The sequence below is a fragment of the Pseudomonas fluorescens genome, from assembly GCF_041354075.1.
Lineage (GTDB): Bacteria > Pseudomonadota > Gammaproteobacteria > Pseudomonadales > Pseudomonadaceae > Aquipseudomonas > Aquipseudomonas fluorescens_CE.
Window position 1 is genome coordinate 317,234 of the sequence record NZ_JARZGC010000006.1, and the last position, 17,379, is coordinate 334,612.

Here is a 17,379-nt window from a genome sequence, read left to right on the forward strand (position 1 = left end):
TGTCACTTACACGACAACACATGGCATATACCATCGAACAGCTGTTGTTAGCCTTGTTTCTGACTTTCCTGACGAGGCCGCACACATGGCACACTCTCCTGATTCTCCCGGCAACACCCACAGCATCGCGGCCGTGATCGGCTTGCTGGTGCTGTCCCTCGCGTTGCGCCCAGCGATCATCTCGGTGGGACCGATTCTGTTGCTGATCCAGCAACACTTCCAGTTGAGCTACACCCAGGCCGCGCTGCTGACGTCCATTCCCGATGTCTGCATGGGACTCTTTGCCCTGATGGTGCCGGGGCTGGCCCGGCGCTTCGGCATCGACCGCTGCGTGGTGGTCGCGTTGCTGCTGCTCGGCATCGCCACCCTGCTGCGAGCGCTGTCGCCCAATGCGGTGTTCCTGTTGGGCAGTACCTTCGTTGCCAGCGTCGGCATCGCCATCGCCGGCGCCATGACCGGCGGCTGGATCAAGACCCATTTCCCGCACCGGGCCTCATTGTTCATGGGTATTTATGCCGCCGGGCTCAGCGTCGGCGCCACGCTTGCGGCGGTCTTCAGCGCACCGATTGCCGAGCTGGCCCAGAGCTGGCGTGTCAGTGCCGGGGTGTGGAGCCTGCTGTGCCTGAGCGCCGTAGCCAGCTGGATCTGGATGACCAGGACCTTCGCCACGCCCTCACCTCTGGCCCCCGCACGCCCGGGTGCGGCGACCCGTCTGCCCTGGCGCAACCCGCAGGCCTGGTGGGTGGCGCTGAACTTCGGCGCCGGTCAATTCGTGGTCTACGCCCTCTTCGCCTGGATGGCACCGGCCTCCACGGAAACGGCGGTCACGACCTGGTCCCCTGGCACCCTGCTCGGGGTCTTCACCGCCGTGTTCGCGGTGGCCAGTGTCTGTGCCGGCCTGCTTCCCGGCAAGGCGCATGATCGCCGGGGTCTGCTGGGGCTCTCGACGTTGCTGGCAACACTGGGTGTCGCCGGGATGGCCTTCCTGCCCACCGGGTTGCCGATTCTTTATGTCGTCCTGGCGGCCATTGGCCTGGGCATGGGTTTTACCGTCGCCATGACCTTGCCGTTGGATAACGCGGCCAACGCGGAACAGGCCGGTTTGTGGACCGTGTTCATGTTGTTCGTTGGTTACCTGATCGCCGCGCTTGGCCCGCTGCTGTTCGGTGCCTTGCGTGACTACAGCGGTCACTTCGGCCCGGCCTACACGCTGTTGTTCGGGGTATTGATCCTGATGCTGTGCATCACCCCGCTGCTCAAGCCGGCTGCCGAACCCATGCCGCAGGCCGCCGTGGCCTGAATTCTCTGAAAACGCCGAGGGCAGGCACCCGGCCTGCCCTCCTTGGCTGACCGGGTGAACCATCAGGCCAGGTAACCGCCGTCGACCGTGAGGCTCGAACCGGTGACGAACGAGGCCTCCTCGCTGGCCAGGTAAGCCGCCATGCCGGCGATTTCATCAGCGGTGCCCAAACGCCCCACGGGCACCCGACTGATGACGTGTTCCAAGTAAGGTGCGTCGGCCGGGTTCATGTCGGTCGCGGTAGGGCCGGGCTGGATATTGTTGACGGTGATGCCGCGCGCCGCGAAGTCCAGGGCCAGACCACGGACCAGGCCGATCATCGCCGCCTTGCTCATGGAGTAGCCGCTGGAGCCGGGGAAACCGGAACGCTCGCCCGACACACTGCCAATCGTGATGATCCGGTCGCCGCGATTCATGACCCGGGAGCAGGCACGGGCGGCGATGTAAGTGGCCCGCACGTTCACCGCGTACAGCTCGTCGAACGCCTCGACGGTGAAATCATCCACCGTGCCCAGCGCGAGTATCCCGGCGTTGTTCACCAGAATGTTCAACGCGCCCAACTTCTGCACGGTAAAGCTGATGGCATGCTCGATGTCCTCGGCGAATTGGCTGTTGGCCCTGATGGCCAACGCTTTGCCACCCTCGCCTTCGATGCTGGCGACCAGCGCCTGGGCTTTCTCTGCCGATGACGAATAGGTGAACGCGACGGCGGCGCCTTCTCTGGCCAGGCGGCGGACGATGGCGGCGCCGATGCCGCGCGAGCCTCCGGTGACCAATGCCGTCCTGCCGGTTAAACGCTGTGTGAGTGTGGACATGTTCAATACCTGTGTTGGTGTGGAAGGCAGGGACGATTCCTGCGGGCGAATTACAGGGAGGCGGAAGCCGCCGCAGCTTTTTCGATCAGCCGGGCGACGGGCTCGGGGTTGGACACCATCACCACGTGGGAGGCGCCCTTGACCACGTCCACCTCTTTGGCACCGGCGCGGCTGGCCATGAAGGCCATGGCCTGTGGAGGAATGTTCTTGTCCTGGTCGCCATAGATGAACCAGGAAGACACCGTCTTCCAGGCCGGTTGGCCGGCCTTCTCATTCAGCGCCGCGTCGGTGACCGGACGCTGGGTCGCCGCCATCAAGGCCGCCTCCGGCGCGGGTACATCGGCGGCAAACTGGTCGTGGAACTTGTCCTGCTGGATGTACAGGTCCTTGCCGCCGTCGGCCAGAGTGACCGGCGCGGCCAGGGTCGGGCCGAGGGTGCTGCCGGGGAATTTTCCGGCCAGGCCGGCGACGGTTTCACCGGCCTCGGGTGCGAAGGCACTGACATAGACCAGCGCCTTCACCGTGGGGTGGCCGTTCGCTGCCGAGCTGATGACATTGCCGCCATAGGAATGGCCGACCAATACCACCGGCGACTTGATGCTCGACAACAACGCGGAAACCGCCGCGCCATCGCTTTTCACACTGCGCAGCGGATTGGCGGCGGCGATCACGGTGTAGCCATCCTTTTCGAGGATCTTCACTACACCGCTCCAGCTGGAGGCGTCGGCGAACGCGCCGTGCACCAGCACGACCGTGGGTTTTTCAGGCTGGGCAACGGCGTGGGTGGCGGCGATCAGGCTGACGCTGATCGCCAGTGCAGTCATGACTCTTTTCATGGGTGAACCCTTTTCGTGAAGGTTTAGAAAGCCAACCGGGTGAAGACGTAATCGTGGTTCTGCACGCGCGCCTGATGGCAGGCGAAGCAGGTCTGGTGCTGTGCCTCATCGGCCGGCTGACCGTTGATGAAGCGGCCGAAACCCCAGCCGCCGGTTGATGCATATTTTTTCGAGTCCTTGACCATGACCTGAACGGTGGTCGCCGCACCGGGGATCGAGGCGGGCTCGAACTCCGTGGACTGCACGCGTTTCCAGGCCAGCTTGACCAGCACCGTGCCGTCGGGAAACGGCAGCGTCGAGGCTTGATACGCCTTGATCGCCTGCGGGTTGCCGACCACTGCCCGCAGTTCATCCAGGGGCGCGGCTTCCACCGCTGGAGCGACCAATGGCCACTGGCGATAACCCTCGGGAAGTGTCACGCCGTAGATCGGCGAGGCGGCGCTGCTGTCGCCCAGGGCAATACCGGTCGCGACCAGCGCAGCCGAAGCAAGGGCCGTGGACAACACGGCCAGACAGGTGAGTTTCATCGTGGTTATCCCGCGCATTGCCAATCAGAGATGGTCGGCGTCGATAACGGCCTGGGCGAAGGCTTGCGGGGCCTCCTGGGGCAAGTTGTGACCAATGCCGCCTTCGATCAGCCGGTGCTCGTACTTGCCCGTGAATCGCTTGGCATAGGCTTCGGCCGGTGGATGAGGCGCACCGTTGGCATCGCCCTCCATCGTGATGGTCGGCACACTGATGGACGGGCCCTGTGCGAGTTTTTTCTCCAGTGCGTCGTACCGCGCCTCGCCCTTGGTCAGGCCCAGACGCCAGCGATAGTTGAAGATCGACACGGCGACGTGATCGGGGTTTTGCAAGGCGGCGGCGCTGCGCTCGTACGTCGCGTCATCGAACGCCCACTTGGGCGAAGCCAGTTTCCAGATCAGCTTGGCGAAATCGTGGGTGTTTTTTTCGTACCCCAGGCGACCGCGTTCGGTCGCGAAGTAGAACTGGTACCACCACTGCAATTCGGCAGCGGGCGGCAGCGGTGCCTTGCCCGCCTCTTGGCTACCGATCAGGTAACCACTGACCGCCACCAGCGCCTTGACCCGCTCCGGCCACAAGGCCGCCACGATATCGGCGGTGCGTGCGCCCCAGTCATATCCGCCGAACACCGCCTGCTTGATGTGCAGCGCGTCCATGAAATCGATCACGTCTTTGGCAAGCGCGGCCGGCTGGCCGTTGCGAATGGTTTTGGCCGACAGGAACTGCGTATCGCCGTAACCCCGCGCGTAGGGCACCAGCACGCGATAGCCCTGGGCTGCCAGGGCCGGCGCGACATCAGCGTAGCTGTGGATATCGTAGGGCCAGCCGTGCAACAGGATGACCACCGGCCCGTCGGCCGGGCCCAGTTCGGCGTAAGCCACGTCCAGCAGGCCGGCCTTGACCTGCTTGAGTGGACCCAGGGACGCGTGAGTGCCCGGCGTCAGGGTACCGATCGTGGCGGCCGCTACCTCGGCGGCCTGGGCTGACGACGAGGTCAGCGTCAGGGCGCCGAATTGCATGATGGCCGCCGTCAGAACCGTGCAGGCGAAAAAACGCAGATGGCGCGGGACAGCGTGAGAGTTGAACTGGGTGCTCATGGTAAGTCTCCCGAGCGACGGCCCCATGGCCGCCGCGTGATGGATCGGTCATGCAGGATTTACGGTGCGGTTTTCGCGGCCGTCTTGTTCGCTGCCGCGCGCAAGGGTCGGAAGGCGGCGCGTAGCTCTTCGCTGAACAGTTGCGGCTGTTCCCAGGAGGCGAAGTGCCCGCCTTTGCTGACTTCGTTGAAATAGGAAAGCGAGGGATAGGCGCGCTCGGCCCAGCTTTTCGGGGCACGGTAGATCTCGTGCGGGAACACGGTGATCGCCACCGGGACCTTGATCTCGGCGGTCTTCTGCGCCGCAGCGCTGAAGTTATTGTTGTTGTTCTCCCAATAGAAGCGCGAGGACGAGGCGCCGGCGTTGGTCAGCCAGTACAGGCTGATGTCGTCGAGTATTTCATCGCGGCTCAGGACGCGTTCGGGCTTGCCGTCGCTGTCGGTCCAGGCGGCGATCTTCTCGTACATCCACGCCGCCGTGCCGGACGGAGAATCGGCCAGCAGATAGCCGATGGTCTGCGGTCGAGTGACCATCATCGCGCCGTAGGCGGCGTTGCGGCCGAAGAAGGTACTCAGCGAATTGAAAGCGGCGCGCTCCGAATCACCCAGCCCGCTCGGCGCCGGATCGCCGCTGAAGATCGGCTTCACCAGCTCCGGCGGAATCGTGGCCGGCATGTTCAGGTGAATGCCCAGCAATCCCGGCGGCGCCAGGCGGCCCAACGCGTCGGAGACCACCGACCCGTGATCGCCGCCCTGGGACACGTAATGGCTGTAGCCCAGGCGCTTCATCAACACATCCCAGGCCTTGGCCACCCGGTCCGGCCCCCAACCGAGTTCGGTAGGTTTACCCGAGAACCCATGACCGGGAATCGACGGGATCACCACGTCGAAGGAGTCCTCGATACGCCCACCGTAAGCGGTCGGATCGGTCAGCGGGCCGATGGTCTTGAGGAACTCGAACTGCGAACCCGGCCAGCCATGGGTGAGGATCAGCGGCATGGCATTGGGGTTGCGCGAACGCACGTGGATGAACTGGATGTCGACACCGTCGATCCGGGTGATGAACTCGGGCAAGGCATTGAGCTTCGCCTCCGCCCTGCGCCAGTCGTAATCGCTGCCCCAATACTTCACCAGCGCCTGCACCTCGGCCAGTTGCACACCCTGGCTGACGTCGCTGACCGTCTCCTTGTCGGGCCAGCGGGTGTTGGCGATGCGCTGGCGCAGGTCGGTCAGTTGCGCTTCATCGACGTGGATGCGATACGGCCGAATGGCTTCCGATTGCGCCGATGCAGCGTTGGCGGCCCATGCGCCACTGCTGCCGGCGATCAGGGCAAAACCGAGCAGATGCAGCCGGGCGGATGACGCCAGGCAGCGCGGCCAGGCAAGAACGGACGAAACTGCATGCATGTTCAATCTCCTTTGAGTAAGTGGCCTGCAGGCGCAGCGCGAATGACTGGATCGGCGACCGGGCAGTGGCCTCGGTCATTGGCTCGAACCAGCTCACGCAGGCTTGATAAAACCACCCGCCCAGCCTCGGGACGATTGCACGTAGGTGTCGGTCGATACCTAAGTATCACTTGCCAGCCGATACCCCTGAATGGTGTCGTCAGCAGCGCGGAACGCGCCCGGGAGGGCGCGAGGTTGAATGGGTCGACGCAGGGGAAAGCAAGGGATGGGTGGCAATGAGTGAGCGCACGCTGCACGAGCCGATGAACGAACCGGCACTGGCGTCCACCTGCTGGGCGGTGGTCGGCCTGTGCATGCTCTTCAACGTGGTCGATGGCATGAACGCCATGGTCATGGCCTTCACGGCGGCCAGCGTTGCGGCGCAATGGGCGTTGACCGGGACCGAACTCGGGATGCTGCTCAGTGCCAGCCTGGTCGGGATGGCCGGCGGCTCGCTGTTCGCTGCCCCCATGGCGGATCGCTACGGGCGTCGACCCTTGCTGCTGGCCGGCCTGTCGTTCAGCGGCCTGTGCATGCTGCTGTGCTTCTGGAGCCAGGGCTTGAGCGCGTTGATGCTGCTGCGCACCCTGACCGGCATTGGCCTGGGGGTGGTGCTGGTGGGCGCCAATGTGTTGACCCATGAGCACGCCAGCGCCCATCGTCGCGGCCTGGCAATTGCCCTGCAATCAGTGGCCTTCGCCCTCGGCGTGAGCCTGGGCGGCGTGCTGGCACAGGTGTTCAATGAAGGCCTTGGCTGGCGCTACGTGTTTCTTGCAGGTGCAGTGATCACCTTCATCGTGACCTTCGCCGGCGTGCGGTGGCTGAGCGAATCCGAGGCGTTCCTGGGGCTGCAGCGACAGCGCCGCGACGCCCGGTGGTCAGGCGCCAGCCCGATGCAGCCTGTGCATGCGACAGGTTACCGAGCGTTGTTCGCGTCCGCCCAGTGGCGCCAGACCACCTCACTGACGCTGGCCTTTTTCCTCATCATGTTCTGCTTCTACTTCGTGATGAGCTGGACCCCGACGCTGATGGTGCAGCACGGCTTTTCCGAGACGGAAGGTGCGACGGGCGGGATCCTGTTGAGCCTGGGCGGCATGCTCGGCGCGCTGTTGATGGGCCTGGGGGCGCATCGTTTCGGCGGCAATCGGCTGTTGTTGGGCTTTGTACTGCTCAACGCGGTGCTGATGCCGTTGATGGTGCCAGCCACGGGCGTTCAGGGCCTGGCGGTGGCCATCGGTTTCAGCTGCGGGTTGTTGCTCAATGGCGCCATCGCCGCGCTGTTCACCCTGGCGCCGCAGGCATTCGCCACCGCCCTGCGCAGCCGCGGCGTCGGCCTGGTGCTGGCGGGGGGACGTCTTGGCGCGATCCTTTCGCCGGCCGTCGCGGGCCTGCTGCTGGATGCACGGTGGAGCGCCCTGGAGCTGTTCAGCGTCTTTGCCGGCAGCCAGTTGCTGGCGGCGCTGCTGATCTGGCGGGGTGCCAGGCTGAGCTGAGCTCGGTCAGCCTAGAACGCCAGCTTGAAGCCGATCAGCACCAGCATGGTCGCCAGGCACGGGCGCAGCCAGTCGTCGGAGATGCGCCCGGTCAGGTGGCTGCCCAGGTAAATCCCGGGCAGCGAACCCACCAACAGGAAACCCAGCACCTGCCAATCCATGTTGCCCATGCTGGCGTGGCCAAGGCCGGCCACCAGGGTCAGCGGCACGGCGTGGGCGATTTCGGTGCCCACCAGGCGGCGGGTCGGCAGCAGCGGGTAGAGGATGAACAAGGCCACGGTGCCCAGGGCGCCGGCGCCAATCGAGGTCAGCGCCACCATGGTGCCGAGAATCAGGCCGGTGATGACCGTCAGTGCGTTCAAGCGCCGGCCGCTCGGGTTGTAGTGGCCGCCGGCGCGTTTGTGGGCAAAATCGAGCAGGCGTTTCTTGAAGAAGATCGCCAGCGCCGTGGCGAACAACACGAAGCCCAGCGCCTGCTTGATGACGGCGTTCATCGCCTCGGGCGAGGTTTGCAGGGTGCTCAGGAACCACAGGGTCAGCGCCACCGCCGGCACGCTGCCCAGGGTCAGCCAACCGGTAATGGCCCAGTCGATGTTGTTGTTCTTGCGATGCACCAGCACGCCACTGGATTTGGTAATCGCCGCGTACAACAAGTCCGTGCCGACCGCCGTGGCCGGGTTGACGCCGAACCACAACAGGATCGGGGTCATCAGTGAACCTCCCCCCACGCCGGTCATGCCAACGATGAAGCCCACCACCAGGCCTGCCACGATTAAGCCGAAATCACCGAATTCCATCAAAACGCCCACGAAGCAGGAAAAAACTGGCCCGCAGGATAGCGATTTTTCTTATAACCACTTATATCGATGCGATCTATGTTTATTCCATAAACAATTTCCTGCGGGGTGGTCACTGCACCGGCAGGAAATTCAGGAACAACAGGCTCTGCGCATAGTTCAGGCCGATCCGCCGGTAGCGTTCGTCGAGCATCTGGGTCAACAGGTCGAGGCGCGCGACGATCTTGCCGAATTCCACGGCAAAACTCAGGTTACTGCCCTCTTCCGATATCTCGTTGGAAAACAGCAGCGGCTGACCATCGGCAGTTTGCCGCTGGCTGAGGATCCAGGTGGCTTTCTCGATGTTGCGCGCGGCGTTGTTGACGAAGGTCGGGTTGATCGCATCGGTCATGTAGAACTCCATCCGATTGCCATGCGCAGTCACCAGCATGCTGCCGATGGCATAGATGAAGGCACCTACCCGGTCGCCGAGAAACTCCGGGCTCATGGCGTAACTCAGCGCCGCCAGGTCTTTCCTGCCGCCCAGGGTCGGCAGCGGTTGTTGCTGTTCGATGGCCAGGCGCACCTGTTTCCCGGCCGTGCGGGCGTCGAGGAAACCGGACTTTTTCAGCTCCTGCGGGTTGCGCAGGTAGAGCTTGCTCATCAACAGGTAGAGGCTATCGAGGTTGTCGCGCATGGCCAGGGTCGCCATGCGGTCCACGCTGGTCTGGAGAAATTCCTGGGGTCTGCCCTCGCGGAACTGGCTGACGATGTCGCGCCCCTGCTGCTGGCTGCACCCGGAAGTGAACAGCATCGACAGCAGGGCCAGCAGCAGGCAAAGGCGGCGGATGGGCACAACGCTTGTGGGTAAAACTCGGGCCATGGGTACGCGGACTTGGGCATGGGCCGGCGGTGGGGATCGCCGCAGGCTGGCCAAGGATAGAGCCGGGAATCGCGAAAAAGTGCAGTGCCGAGCCGTCGTAGATTCGGGCTCACGCAAAATAGTCATACTTTATTAGTGCAATACCAGCAGAACCCGCTATAAATTCCCACCTGCCGAATAACAAATCGGCCACTAGTATGACTACTTATCCAACAACAAGAAAAAGGAAGGTTGACCATGCTTCAATCCCGCTCTCCGCTGTGCCTCCTTGGACTCTCACTGATGATCGCCACCCTCTCCGCCCAGGCTGCCGGCCTGTCCAGCGAACAGAAAAACTTCGGTAAAACCAGCGACGGCACGCCCGTCGAGCAATACGTGCTGCGCAACAGCCACGGCATGCAGGCCACCGTCATCACCTACGGCGCAACGTTGCAGGCGCTGGCCGTGCCCGACAAGCACGGCAAGGTCGAAGACGTGGTGCTCGGCTTCGATGACGTCCAGGGTTATCAGGCCGGCAAGGCCTACTTCGGCGCGACCATCGGACGCTTCGGCAATCGCCTGGCCAACGGCGCCTTCGAACTGGATGGCAAACGCTACCAGGTGCCGCAGAACGATGGTTCCAACTCGCTGCACGGCGGCCCTCAGGGTTTTGACAAACACGTCTGGAAAGCCCGGGCGACCCAGGGCAAGGACTCGGTGGGCGTAACGCTGACGTACCGCTCGGCCGACGGTGAAATGGGTTTCCCCGGCGACCTGGAAACCGAGGTCACCTACAGCCTCAACGAGCGCAACGAACTGCGCATCGACTACAAGGCTTCCACCGACAAGCCCACGGTGCTCAACCTGACCAACCACAGCTATTTCAACCTGGCGGGTGCAGGCAACGGCGATGTGTTGCAACAGCTCGCCACCTTGCACGCGAGCCGTTACACCCCGGTCAACGGCAAGTTGATCCCCACCGGCGAACTGGCCCCGGTGGCCGGCACCCCGATGGACTTCACCCAGCCCACCGCCATCGGCAAGAACATCAAAGCCAACCACCCGCAACTGAAGTTCGCCGAGCCCAAACAAGGCGGTTTCGACTTCAACTGGGTGCTCGATGCCAAGGGCGACCTGGGCAAGCTCGCCGCCGAGGTCAGCGATCCGCAGTCCGGGCGCCGCTTGCAGCTCTACACCACCGAGCCCGGCGTGCAGTTCTACACCAGCAACTTCCTCGACGGTTCGGTCAAGGGCAAGGCGGGCAAGACCTACGCACACTGGAGCGCGTTCACCCTGGAAACCCAACATTATCCGGACGCGCCCAATCAGCCGGGTTTCCCGTCCACCCGCCTGGACCCAGGCAAGACCTACACCCAGAACACCGTGCTGAAATTCACCGCCCAGTAACACCTCCCGCCGCCTGCCGCCAGCCCGTTCCAGGCCGGCGGCTACCGGCCAAGGGAACCCGTGGGCTATTCTGCTGCCAACTGGAGTAATTCCAGGTTTCACTGGAGGTTGGCCTGCAGCGACCTCGGCGCAGGTAGCGCTGGCGTGGATTCTGCGACAGGATGGCGTGATCACCATCCCCAAGGCGGTTCGGTGGGAACAGGGACCCGCGCAACTGCAACTTCATATCAAGGATCTGGAGGCGCTGGACCAAGCGTTTCGCGCGCCACAACGCAAACAGCGACTGGCCATGGTCTGAGCCATCGCGGTTCTGGCGGAGGGCTTCCGATGAGAAGCACCGATCAGCTCGATGCCTTCAATCTGCAGCGCTTTGTCCTGGCGCAGAACCCTGTGTTGCAGCGCGTGCAGAACGAACTCGGTGCCGGGCGCAAGCGCAGTCACTGGATGTGGTTCGTCTTTCCGCAGTTCGCCGGCCTGGGCGACAGCGAAATGTCCCGACGCTTTGCCATTCGCTCCGGCGAAGAAGCTGCGGCCTACCTGCAACATGCCCTGCTGGGTCCACGGCTGCTCGCCTGCACGCAGTCGGTTCTGGATATCCGTGAACGCTCGATCGCCGAGGTGTTCGGTCACCCGGATGAGCTGAAATTCCATTCATCGATGACCCTGTTCGCGCAGTTCGCCCCTCCGGCCAGCCTCTTCCATCAAGCGCTGGAGCGTTACTTCCACGGTATCCCGGACGGATGGACGCTGACGCTGCTGGACTCAAAACAGGCCCAGTTGCCCCCCAACCAGGGTTGAGAAATCATCGTCGACGAACGGAAGGATCGCGTCGGCCACCGGTTGCAGCTGGCGCGTGATGTAGTGATCGTAGTCGATGGGCGCGTGGCGGATTTCCAGGGGTTCGGGGCCGGCGACGCTGATCACGTAGCTGATCCAGCCGCCATTCTGGTATTGCCGAGGCCGTCCCTGACGATCGTTGTAGTCGTCGGCGATCCGCGCCGCACGCACATGCGGCGGCACATTGCGCTCGTAGTCATCCAGGGTTCGGCGCAGACGCTTGCGGTAGACCAGCCGATCGTCGAACTCGCCGGCCAGGGTCTTGCGTACATAGTCGCGCACGTAATCCTGGTAGGGCTTGCGATGAAAGATCAACGAATACAGCTCCTGCTGGAACTGCCGGGCCAACAGCGACCAGTCGGTACGTACGGTTTCCAGCCCCTTGTAAACCATTTCCTCGCTGCCGTCGTCGCGGGTGACCAGCCCGGCATAACGCTTCTTGCTGCCCTCCTCCGCCCCGCGGATGGTGGGCATCAGAAAACGTTTGTAGTGGGTTTCGAACTGCAGTTCCAGGGCGCTTTGCAAGCCGTACTGCTGCTGCACATGCTCGCGCCACCACTGGTTGACGTGATCCACCAGGGCGTGGCCGATCTGCGCCGCTTCCTGTTGACCGTGAGCGCGGCGCAGCCAGACGAACGTCGAGTCGGTGTCGCCATAGATCACCGTGTGCCCCTGGGCTTCGATCAGTTGCCGGGTGCGCAACATGATCTCGTGCCCGCGCAGGGTGATGGACGATGCCAGCCGCGTGTCGAAAAAACGGCAGCCGCTGGAGCCGAGCACGCCGTAAAAGGCGTTCATGATGATCTTCAGCGCCTGGGACAACGGCGCGTTGTGCTCGCGCTTGGCGGTTTCGCGGCCCTCGGCGACCCGCGCGACAATGGCCGGCAGGCAATGCCGGGTCCTGGAGAAACGGGCGCCGCGAAAGCCCGGCACCGATTCGCTGTCCTCGGGATGCCTGAGGCCCTCGATCAACCCCACCGGGTCGATGAGGAAGGTGCGGATGATCGACGGATAGAGGCTCTTGTAGTCGAGGACCAGCACCGATTCATACAGGCCCGGTTGCGAGTCCATGACAAACCCGCCGGGGCTGGCCTGGGCCGGTTTGCTGCCCAGGTTGGGCGCCACGAACCCCTGGCGATGCATCAGCGGCATGTACAGGTGGGTGAATGCCGCCACTGAGCCGCCGCTGCGATCGGCCGGCAGACCGGTGACACTGGCCCGCTCCAGCAGGAAGGTGAGCAACTGGGTCCTGGCGAAAATCCGCGTGACCAGTTCGCAGTCCTTGAGGTTGTAGGTGGCCAGGGCCGGCTTGTCCTCGGCGAACATGCGGTTGATTTCGTCCATGCGCTGGTACGGTGTGCTGATCGCCTTGCCTTCGCCCAACAAGGTCTGCGCGACGTTTTCCAGGCTGAACGAGGGAAAGCTCCAGGTCGCCGAGCGCAGGGACTCGATACCATCAATGATCAAGCGCCCGGCCGCTGCGGCGAAAAAGTGGTGGCGGCTGCCGTGTTCGCGCCATTGCATTTCTTCGCCGCCACGCCCCAGCTTGAGCGGCACCCCCAAGCGACGCGCATGTTCGTGCAGCACCCGCAGGTCGAACTGCACGAGGTTCCAGCCGATGATCGCGTCAGGGTCATGCCGGGCGAACCATTCGTTGAGCTTCTTCAGCAGCACCGTGCGCGAATCGCAGTATTCGAGCTGGAAATCCACGGCGCTGGCGTCGCCGTTGGGCGGGCCCAGCATGTAGACCTGGCGTTCGCCGCAGCCTTCCAGGGCGATGGAATACAGATCGCCCTGGGCGGTGGTTTCGATGTCCAGGGATACCAGCTGCAGGCTCGGCCGATAATCGGGATCGGGTTTCATCTGCGCGTCGACCAGCAGCCCTTCGGCATCGGGCGTGCCGCCGAAGACCACCGGAGCGGTGATGAAACGCTCCATCATGTAGCGTTCCGGAGGCCGCACGTCGCCTTCGAACAGCTCGACACCGGCCTTGCGCAGGGCGGTTTCCAGGCGCATCAGCTGCCCGTGCTGCTGGCAATACAGGCCAAGTACCGGGCGGTGATCGAAGTCCTTCAGGGCCAGGGGCTTGAGCTCGACATTTTTTTCGTCCAGCAGCACCGCTTCGGCCTGTTCGCGCTGCTCGGCGGCAATGAACGCCACCGACGGTTGAGGCGGCAGGCGAATGCGCCGGGGGCCACTGTCGGTCGCCAGCCAGAATTCGACTTCCGTACCCTTCGGGGTGTCGCGCCAATGCCGGGTCAGGACGAAGCCCCGCTGTAAATCCACCACTGCAACCTCAACGTCGATCAGGAAGGCAATTCTACGCGTCATTGCCGGGGATGGGCTCGCTGCCACGGGTTCATGCAAGAAAAACCGGCAAATGACGTTTTTTGCACGTTATCTGCCGCTTTGCGCCTTGCTCTGGACGTCAGGGTCTACGATTCTTCAGGAACAACGACAACACCCGAGAAGACACCATGAAAACCGTCGCCCAACTGCTCAAGTTGAAAGATCAGAAAAATCAGGAAGTGCACCAGATCAAACCCGACCACATGGTGCTCGAAGCGCTGATGAAAATGGCCGAGAAGAACGTCGGTGCGCTGCTGGTGGTGGAGAATGAGCAAGTGCTGGGGATCATCAGCGAACGCGACTACGCGCGCAAACTGGTGCTGCACGGGCGCTCCTCGGTGGGCACGCCGGTGCGCGACATCATGGTGTCGCCGGTCATCACCGTGGACACCCACCAGACCGTCGATACCTGCCTGGGCATCATGTCCGACAAGCGCCTGCGCCACTTGCCGGTGGTGCAGGACGGCAAACTGATCGGCTTGCTGTCGATCGGCGACCTGGTCAAGGAAGCCATCGCCGAACAAGCGGAGCTGATCCGGCAGTTGGAGCAGTACATTCGCGGGGAATAAGCCCAAACACCACGCCCTCCCTGTGGGAGCGGGCTTGCTCGCGAAGGCTGCAGAACATTCAACAGAGTTGAGCCTGACACGCCGCCTTCGCGAGCAAGCCCGCTGCCACATTCTGGTCTGCGGCGCACTCAACCCGGCCAATGCCGTGCAAACACCGGCGCCAATGTCGGATGCCGGTCGATGCGCTCCAGCCAGGCGAAAAAACCCGGGCGGGCGTGGCGCAGATGGGCCCGGCTACCGGCCCAGCGCGTGACCACCGCCGCCAGCACATCCAGCGCTCCCGGGGTTTCCTCCCCCAGGTACAACTCCCCGGAAAACTCATCGGCAAACACTTCCCAGCTCCAGTGCAGCCGTTGGCGCGCGCCGGCCACCAGGTTTTCCCGGGCGGCATGATCGGCCGCCGACAGCCAGCGCTCGGGGTAATCGATGATGCCGATGGCCGCGTAGCAATTGCTGACGATGTAGATCAGGCCACGTATCGCCTGGTCGCGCTCGGCAGGCGCCTTCGGCAGCAGGCCGGCTTCGGGAAAGGTCAGCGCCAGGTGCAGCAGGATGGCCGCACTTTCGGTGAGGATGCTGCCGTCGGGCAATTGCAGGGTCGGGATCTGCTTGAGCGGGTTGAGCTTCTCCAGTTCGATCGCCGCCTCCATGGCCAGTTCGACGTCGATGAAGCGATAAGGCACCGCGCACAGCTCCAGCGCGGCTTCGATGGCGGCGGCGCCGGAGTTCCGATGCCCGTAGAGTTGGTACATACACACCTCCACTGTGGTCTTCTCTTTGTAGCAGCTGACTGCGCGGCTGCCGGGAAATTTCTTTTTTTGCCGCTGCATCCAAATCGCTTTCCGACGGGTAGTACCTGTAGCAGCCGCAGTGGTTGCGCAGCGAATGACTCATAAACGGAGAGAATTTCATGAACGCCAGACAGCTGATGTGCCTTGCCGCTTTGTTCACTGCCACGCCTGCGGCATTTGCCCAGACCGCACTGCCCGACAGCATCAAGGTACCGGACGGGCACAAGGTGGCGATGGAAACCACCGGGGTCGGTGAAATCACCTACGAATGCCGCGACAAGGCCAACGCCGCCGGGCAGACCGAGTGGTTCTTCGTCGGGCCCAAGGCGGTGCTCAATGATCGCAGTGGCAAACAGGTCGGCACCTATTTCGGCCCACCCGCCACCTGGCAAGCGAAGGACGGCTCGAAAGTCACCGGCACCCAACTGGCCGTCGCCCCGTCGAGCCCGGGCAATCTGCCGTATCAACTGGTCAAGGCCAACCCGGCCGAGGGCAAGGGCGCGATGAACGGCGTCAGCTACATCCAGCGCGTGGCACTCAAGGGCGGCGTGGCCCCCAGCGCAGAATGCACGGCGGCCAACAAAGGCAAACAGGAAGTGGTGAAGTACCAGGCGGATTATATTTTCTGGTCTGCCAGCTGACTTTCACCTCCCCTGTAGGAGCGAGCATGCTCGCGATGGAGGACCAGGCGACACGGGGTGCCAGTAAGCCAGCGTTATCGTTGGCCACCATCGCGACGGTTCGACGCCTCGACATGCTCGCTCCTACAGGGGGCATGCCGGGTTGGTATTCAGATGCAAACCCAGGTATCCCGATTGTTTGCTAGATTGCACTGCATGACCAGAACGACTGAGCGTGTGCCCTTGCCCGACACCCTTTTCGATTATGAAGCCCACCTCCTCGCCTGTGGCCGGGGCGAGCGTCAGGCCCTGCGGGCGCTGTACGAGCAGGAGAGCCCGCGATTGCTCGGCGTGGCCAGGCGTCTGGTGCGGGACAATGCGCTGGCCGAAGACATCGTCCACGATGCCTTTCTCAAGATCTGGGCCGGCGCAGCACGTTTCGACCCGGCGCGCGGGACGGCACGGGGCTGGATGTACAGCGTGACACGGCACCTGGCGCTCAATTTCATCCGCGACCACAGCCGCGAGATCCAGGGCGACATCGACGAGTACCACGACGTTGAAACCTTCGAGGCACAGGCCCACTCGTCACGCATTCACCTGTGCCTGGAACAACTGGAACCGGCGCGGCGCGATTGCATCCTGCACGCCTACGTCGACGGTTACTCGCACGCGCAGATTTCACACAAGCTCGGCACGCCACTGGGCACCGTCAAGGCCTGGATCAAACGCAGCCTGACCGCCCTGCGGGAGTGCATGGGATGACCACTCGACCTGTGGAAGAAACCCCGGACGAACGCGACGAACTGGCCAGCGAATATGTGCTGGGCACGCTCTCGCCCGAACGACGTACCGAGGTTCAACAACGCCTGCGCGACGATCATGCGCTGCGCAGGGCGGTGGATGGCTGGGAACGGCGTCTGCTCGGCCTGACGGAGCTGGCCGAGCCCGTGACCCCGTCGCCCCATCTGTGGCACCGCATCGAGCGCAGCCTCAACGCCTCGCAGCCACGCTCGGCCAGCGCCGCGAGCGCGCCGCCCTCCTGGTGGAACCGGCTGGGGCTGTGGCGCGGGTTTGCCGGTGCCGGGCTCGCAGCGTCGCTGGTGCTGGGGACGTTGCTGTTGACCCAGGCCACGGTCAAACCGACCTATCTGGTGGTGCTCGTCGCGCCGCAGGACAAAGCGCCAGGCTGGGTGATCCAGGCCAGCAGTTCCAGGGAGATCCAGCTGATTCCGCTCGGGGTTGCGCAGGTTCCGGAAGACAAGGCGCTGGAGTTCTGGACCAAGGCCGAAGGCTGGCAGGGGCCGGTGTCCCTGGGCCTGGTCAAGCCCGGGCAGACCCTGTCGGTGCCGCTGGACAAGCTGCCGCCGCTGCAGCCGGACCAGCTGTTCGAACTGACCCTGGAAAACCGCACCGGCTCGCCGATCGGCAAGCCGACCGGGCCGATTCAATTCATCGGTCGCGCGGTGAAGGTCATCTGAACCCCTTCCCTATACGAACCATCAATCTCACGCGCAGGGAGCCTGACAAATCATCACTGGCGTCGATGTTCAACATCACGTCAATGAAGTTCTCTTAAAAATTCCGGGGCGTAACATCACACCCATACCAACCAATAACACCCCGGAGCACACCACCATGAAACGCCAAATCATCC

General features: G+C 63.5%; 17 protein-coding genes and 1 pseudogene. 9 read left to right on the forward strand and 9 right to left on the reverse strand.

The features are described from left to right. Window positions 1-85: 85 nt before the first annotated feature. Window positions 86-1,300 (forward strand): MFS transporter, encoded by a 1,215-nt coding sequence (locus tag QIW53_RS10935; RefSeq protein WP_371049653.1) that lies wholly within the window; start codon window positions 86-88, stop codon window positions 1,298-1,300. 62 nt (window positions 1,301-1,362) lie between these two features. On the opposite strand, the gene QIW53_RS10940 is transcribed toward QIW53_RS10935, so the two are convergent. Genes QIW53_RS10940 through QIW53_RS10960 form a run of 5 tightly spaced genes read right to left on the reverse strand, consistent with a single transcriptional unit; the run spans window position 1,363 to window position 5,979 of the window. Next, window positions 1,363-2,115 carry a 3-oxoacyl-ACP reductase family protein gene (locus QIW53_RS10940; RefSeq protein WP_371049654.1) on the reverse strand — a complete coding sequence of 251 codons (753 nt, stop codon included), beginning with the start codon at window positions 2,113-2,115 and terminating at the stop codon, window positions 1,363-1,365. A gap of 50 nt (window positions 2,116-2,165) precedes the next feature. Further along, a complete protein-coding gene (locus QIW53_RS10945) occupies window positions 2,166-2,951 on the reverse strand; it encodes an alpha/beta fold hydrolase (protein ID WP_371049655.1) in 786 nt (261 codons plus the stop codon). A 23-nt stretch (window positions 2,952-2,974) separates the two neighbouring features. Next, window positions 2,975-3,478: a cytochrome P460 family protein gene (locus QIW53_RS10950; protein WP_371049656.1), complete on the reverse strand. Its 504-nt coding sequence runs from the start codon at window positions 3,476-3,478 to the stop codon at window positions 2,975-2,977. A gap of 24 nt (window positions 3,479-3,502) precedes the next feature. After that, window positions 3,503-4,573, reverse strand: a complete 1,071-nt coding sequence (locus QIW53_RS10955) for an alpha/beta fold hydrolase (protein WP_371049657.1) — start codon at window positions 4,571-4,573, stop codon at window positions 3,503-3,505. Between the two features lie 59 nt (window positions 4,574-4,632). Next, window positions 4,633-5,979: an epoxide hydrolase family protein gene (locus tag QIW53_RS10960; RefSeq protein ID WP_371049658.1), complete on the reverse strand. Its 1,347-nt coding sequence runs from the start codon at window positions 5,977-5,979 to the stop codon at window positions 4,633-4,635. A gap of 275 nt (window positions 5,980-6,254) precedes the next feature. Between QIW53_RS10960 and QIW53_RS10965 the strand changes: the two genes are divergently transcribed. After that, window positions 6,255-7,511 (forward strand): MFS transporter, encoded by a 1,257-nt coding sequence (locus QIW53_RS10965; protein ID WP_371049659.1) that lies wholly within the window; start codon window positions 6,255-6,257, stop codon window positions 7,509-7,511. Between the two features lie 11 nt (window positions 7,512-7,522). Here QIW53_RS10965 and QIW53_RS10970 read toward each other — a convergent pair whose 3' ends face one another. Together QIW53_RS10970 and QIW53_RS10975 are read right to left on the reverse strand one after the other, a co-directional pair. Then, window positions 7,523-8,308, reverse strand: a complete 786-nt coding sequence (locus QIW53_RS10970) for a sulfite exporter TauE/SafE family protein (RefSeq protein WP_371049660.1) — start codon at window positions 8,306-8,308, stop codon at window positions 7,523-7,525. Between the two features lie 112 nt (window positions 8,309-8,420). Next, window positions 8,421-9,170 carry a hypothetical protein gene (locus QIW53_RS10975; RefSeq protein ID WP_371049661.1) on the reverse strand — a complete coding sequence of 250 codons (750 nt, stop codon included), beginning with the start codon at window positions 9,168-9,170 and terminating at the stop codon, window positions 8,421-8,423. A 237-nt stretch (window positions 9,171-9,407) separates the two neighbouring features. Here QIW53_RS10975 and QIW53_RS10980 point away from each other — a divergent pair, with 237 nt between their 5' ends. The 3 genes and pseudogenes from QIW53_RS10980 (at window position 9,408) to QIW53_RS10990 (ending at window position 11,354) form a co-directional block, all read left to right on the forward strand. Continuing rightward, window positions 9,408-10,556 (forward strand): aldose epimerase family protein, encoded by a 1,149-nt coding sequence (locus QIW53_RS10980; RefSeq protein ID WP_371049662.1) that lies wholly within the window; start codon window positions 9,408-9,410, stop codon window positions 10,554-10,556. A gap of 118 nt (window positions 10,557-10,674) precedes the next feature. Continuing rightward, window positions 10,675-10,854: pseudogene (locus QIW53_RS10985) on the forward strand (aldo/keto reductase); the annotation flags it as partial. A 29-nt stretch (window positions 10,855-10,883) separates the two neighbouring features. Further along, window positions 10,884-11,354 carry a DUF1810 domain-containing protein gene (locus QIW53_RS10990; RefSeq protein ID WP_371049663.1) on the forward strand — a complete coding sequence of 157 codons (471 nt, stop codon included), beginning with the start codon at window positions 10,884-10,886 and terminating at the stop codon, window positions 11,352-11,354. On the opposite strand, the gene QIW53_RS10995 is transcribed toward QIW53_RS10990, so the two are convergent. Next, window positions 11,319-13,679 (reverse strand): DNA polymerase II, encoded by a 2,361-nt coding sequence (locus QIW53_RS10995; RefSeq protein WP_371049677.1) that lies wholly within the window; start codon window positions 13,677-13,679, stop codon window positions 11,319-11,321. The two genes, QIW53_RS10990 and QIW53_RS10995, sit on opposite strands and share 36 nt — an antisense overlap. Window positions 13,680-13,870: 191 nt before the next feature. Here QIW53_RS10995 and QIW53_RS11000 point away from each other — a divergent pair, with 191 nt between their 5' ends. After that, a complete protein-coding gene (locus QIW53_RS11000; RefSeq protein ID WP_371049664.1) occupies window positions 13,871-14,311 on the forward strand; it encodes a CBS domain-containing protein in 441 nt (146 codons plus the stop codon). Between the two features lie 128 nt (window positions 14,312-14,439). Here QIW53_RS11000 and QIW53_RS11005 read toward each other — a convergent pair whose 3' ends face one another. Continuing rightward, window positions 14,440-15,063 (reverse strand): glutathione S-transferase family protein, encoded by a 624-nt coding sequence (locus QIW53_RS11005; RefSeq protein ID WP_371049665.1) that lies wholly within the window; start codon window positions 15,061-15,063, stop codon window positions 14,440-14,442. 158 nt (window positions 15,064-15,221) lie between these two features. On the opposite strand from QIW53_RS11005, the gene QIW53_RS11010 reads away from it, so the two are divergent. From QIW53_RS11010 to QIW53_RS11020, 3 genes are all read left to right on the forward strand, one after another. Continuing rightward, the gene (locus QIW53_RS11010; RefSeq protein WP_371049666.1) at window positions 15,222-15,743 is read left to right on the forward strand and encodes a DUF3455 domain-containing protein; all 522 of its coding nucleotides are present in this window, start codon (window positions 15,222-15,224) and stop codon (window positions 15,741-15,743) included. Window positions 15,744-15,938: 195 nt separating this feature from the next. After that, window positions 15,939-16,487 carry a sigma-70 family RNA polymerase sigma factor gene (locus tag QIW53_RS11015; protein ID WP_371049667.1) on the forward strand — a complete coding sequence of 183 codons (549 nt, stop codon included), beginning with the start codon at window positions 15,939-15,941 and terminating at the stop codon, window positions 16,485-16,487. Continuing rightward, window positions 16,484-17,203 carry an anti-sigma factor gene (locus QIW53_RS11020; protein ID WP_371049668.1) on the forward strand — a complete coding sequence of 240 codons (720 nt, stop codon included), beginning with the start codon at window positions 16,484-16,486 and terminating at the stop codon, window positions 17,201-17,203. The genes QIW53_RS11015 and QIW53_RS11020 overlap by 4 nt, the downstream gene beginning before the upstream one ends. The last annotated feature ends 176 nt before the right edge of the window (window positions 17,204-17,379 follow it).

What these genes read in the sequence shown, in the direction of transcription:
- QIW53_RS10935 (WP_371049653.1), top strand. Translation starts at nt 86, where the DNA reads ATGGCACACTCTCCTGATTCTCCCGGCAACACCCACAGCATCGCGGCC.
- QIW53_RS10940 (WP_371049654.1), bottom strand. Translation starts at nt 2,115, where the DNA reads ATGTCCACACTCACACAGCGTTTAACCGGCAGGACGGCATTGGTCACC.
- QIW53_RS10945 (WP_371049655.1), bottom strand. Translation starts at nt 2,951, where the DNA reads ATGAAAAGAGTCATGACTGCACTGGCGATCAGCGTCAGCCTGATCGCC.
- QIW53_RS10950 (WP_371049656.1), bottom strand. Translation starts at nt 3,478, where the DNA reads ATGAAACTCACCTGTCTGGCCGTGTTGTCCACGGCCCTTGCTTCGGCT.
- QIW53_RS10955 (WP_371049657.1), bottom strand. Translation starts at nt 4,573, where the DNA reads ATGAGCACCCAGTTCAACTCTCACGCTGTCCCGCGCCATCTGCGTTTT.
- QIW53_RS10960 (WP_371049658.1), bottom strand. Translation starts at nt 5,979, where the DNA reads ATGCATGCAGTTTCGTCCGTTCTTGCCTGGCCGCGCTGCCTGGCGTCA.
- QIW53_RS10965 (WP_371049659.1), top strand. Translation starts at nt 6,255, where the DNA reads ATGAGTGAGCGCACGCTGCACGAGCCGATGAACGAACCGGCACTGGCG.
- QIW53_RS10970 (WP_371049660.1), bottom strand. Translation starts at nt 8,308, where the DNA reads ATGGAATTCGGTGATTTCGGCTTAATCGTGGCAGGCCTGGTGGTGGGC.
- QIW53_RS10975 (WP_371049661.1), bottom strand. Translation starts at nt 9,170, where the DNA reads ATGGCCCGAGTTTTACCCACAAGCGTTGTGCCCATCCGCCGCCTTTGC.
- QIW53_RS10980 (WP_371049662.1), top strand. Translation starts at nt 9,408, where the DNA reads ATGCTTCAATCCCGCTCTCCGCTGTGCCTCCTTGGACTCTCACTGATG.
- QIW53_RS10990 (WP_371049663.1), top strand. Translation starts at nt 10,884, where the DNA reads ATGAGAAGCACCGATCAGCTCGATGCCTTCAATCTGCAGCGCTTTGTC.
- QIW53_RS11000 (WP_371049664.1), top strand. Translation starts at nt 13,871, where the DNA reads ATGAAAACCGTCGCCCAACTGCTCAAGTTGAAAGATCAGAAAAATCAG.
- QIW53_RS11005 (WP_371049665.1), bottom strand. Translation starts at nt 15,063, where the DNA reads ATGTACCAACTCTACGGGCATCGGAACTCCGGCGCCGCCGCCATCGAA.
- QIW53_RS11010 (WP_371049666.1), top strand. Translation starts at nt 15,222, where the DNA reads ATGAACGCCAGACAGCTGATGTGCCTTGCCGCTTTGTTCACTGCCACG.
- QIW53_RS11015 (WP_371049667.1), top strand. Translation starts at nt 15,939, where the DNA reads ATGACCAGAACGACTGAGCGTGTGCCCTTGCCCGACACCCTTTTCGAT.
- QIW53_RS11020 (WP_371049668.1), top strand. Translation starts at nt 16,484, where the DNA reads ATGACCACTCGACCTGTGGAAGAAACCCCGGACGAACGCGACGAACTG.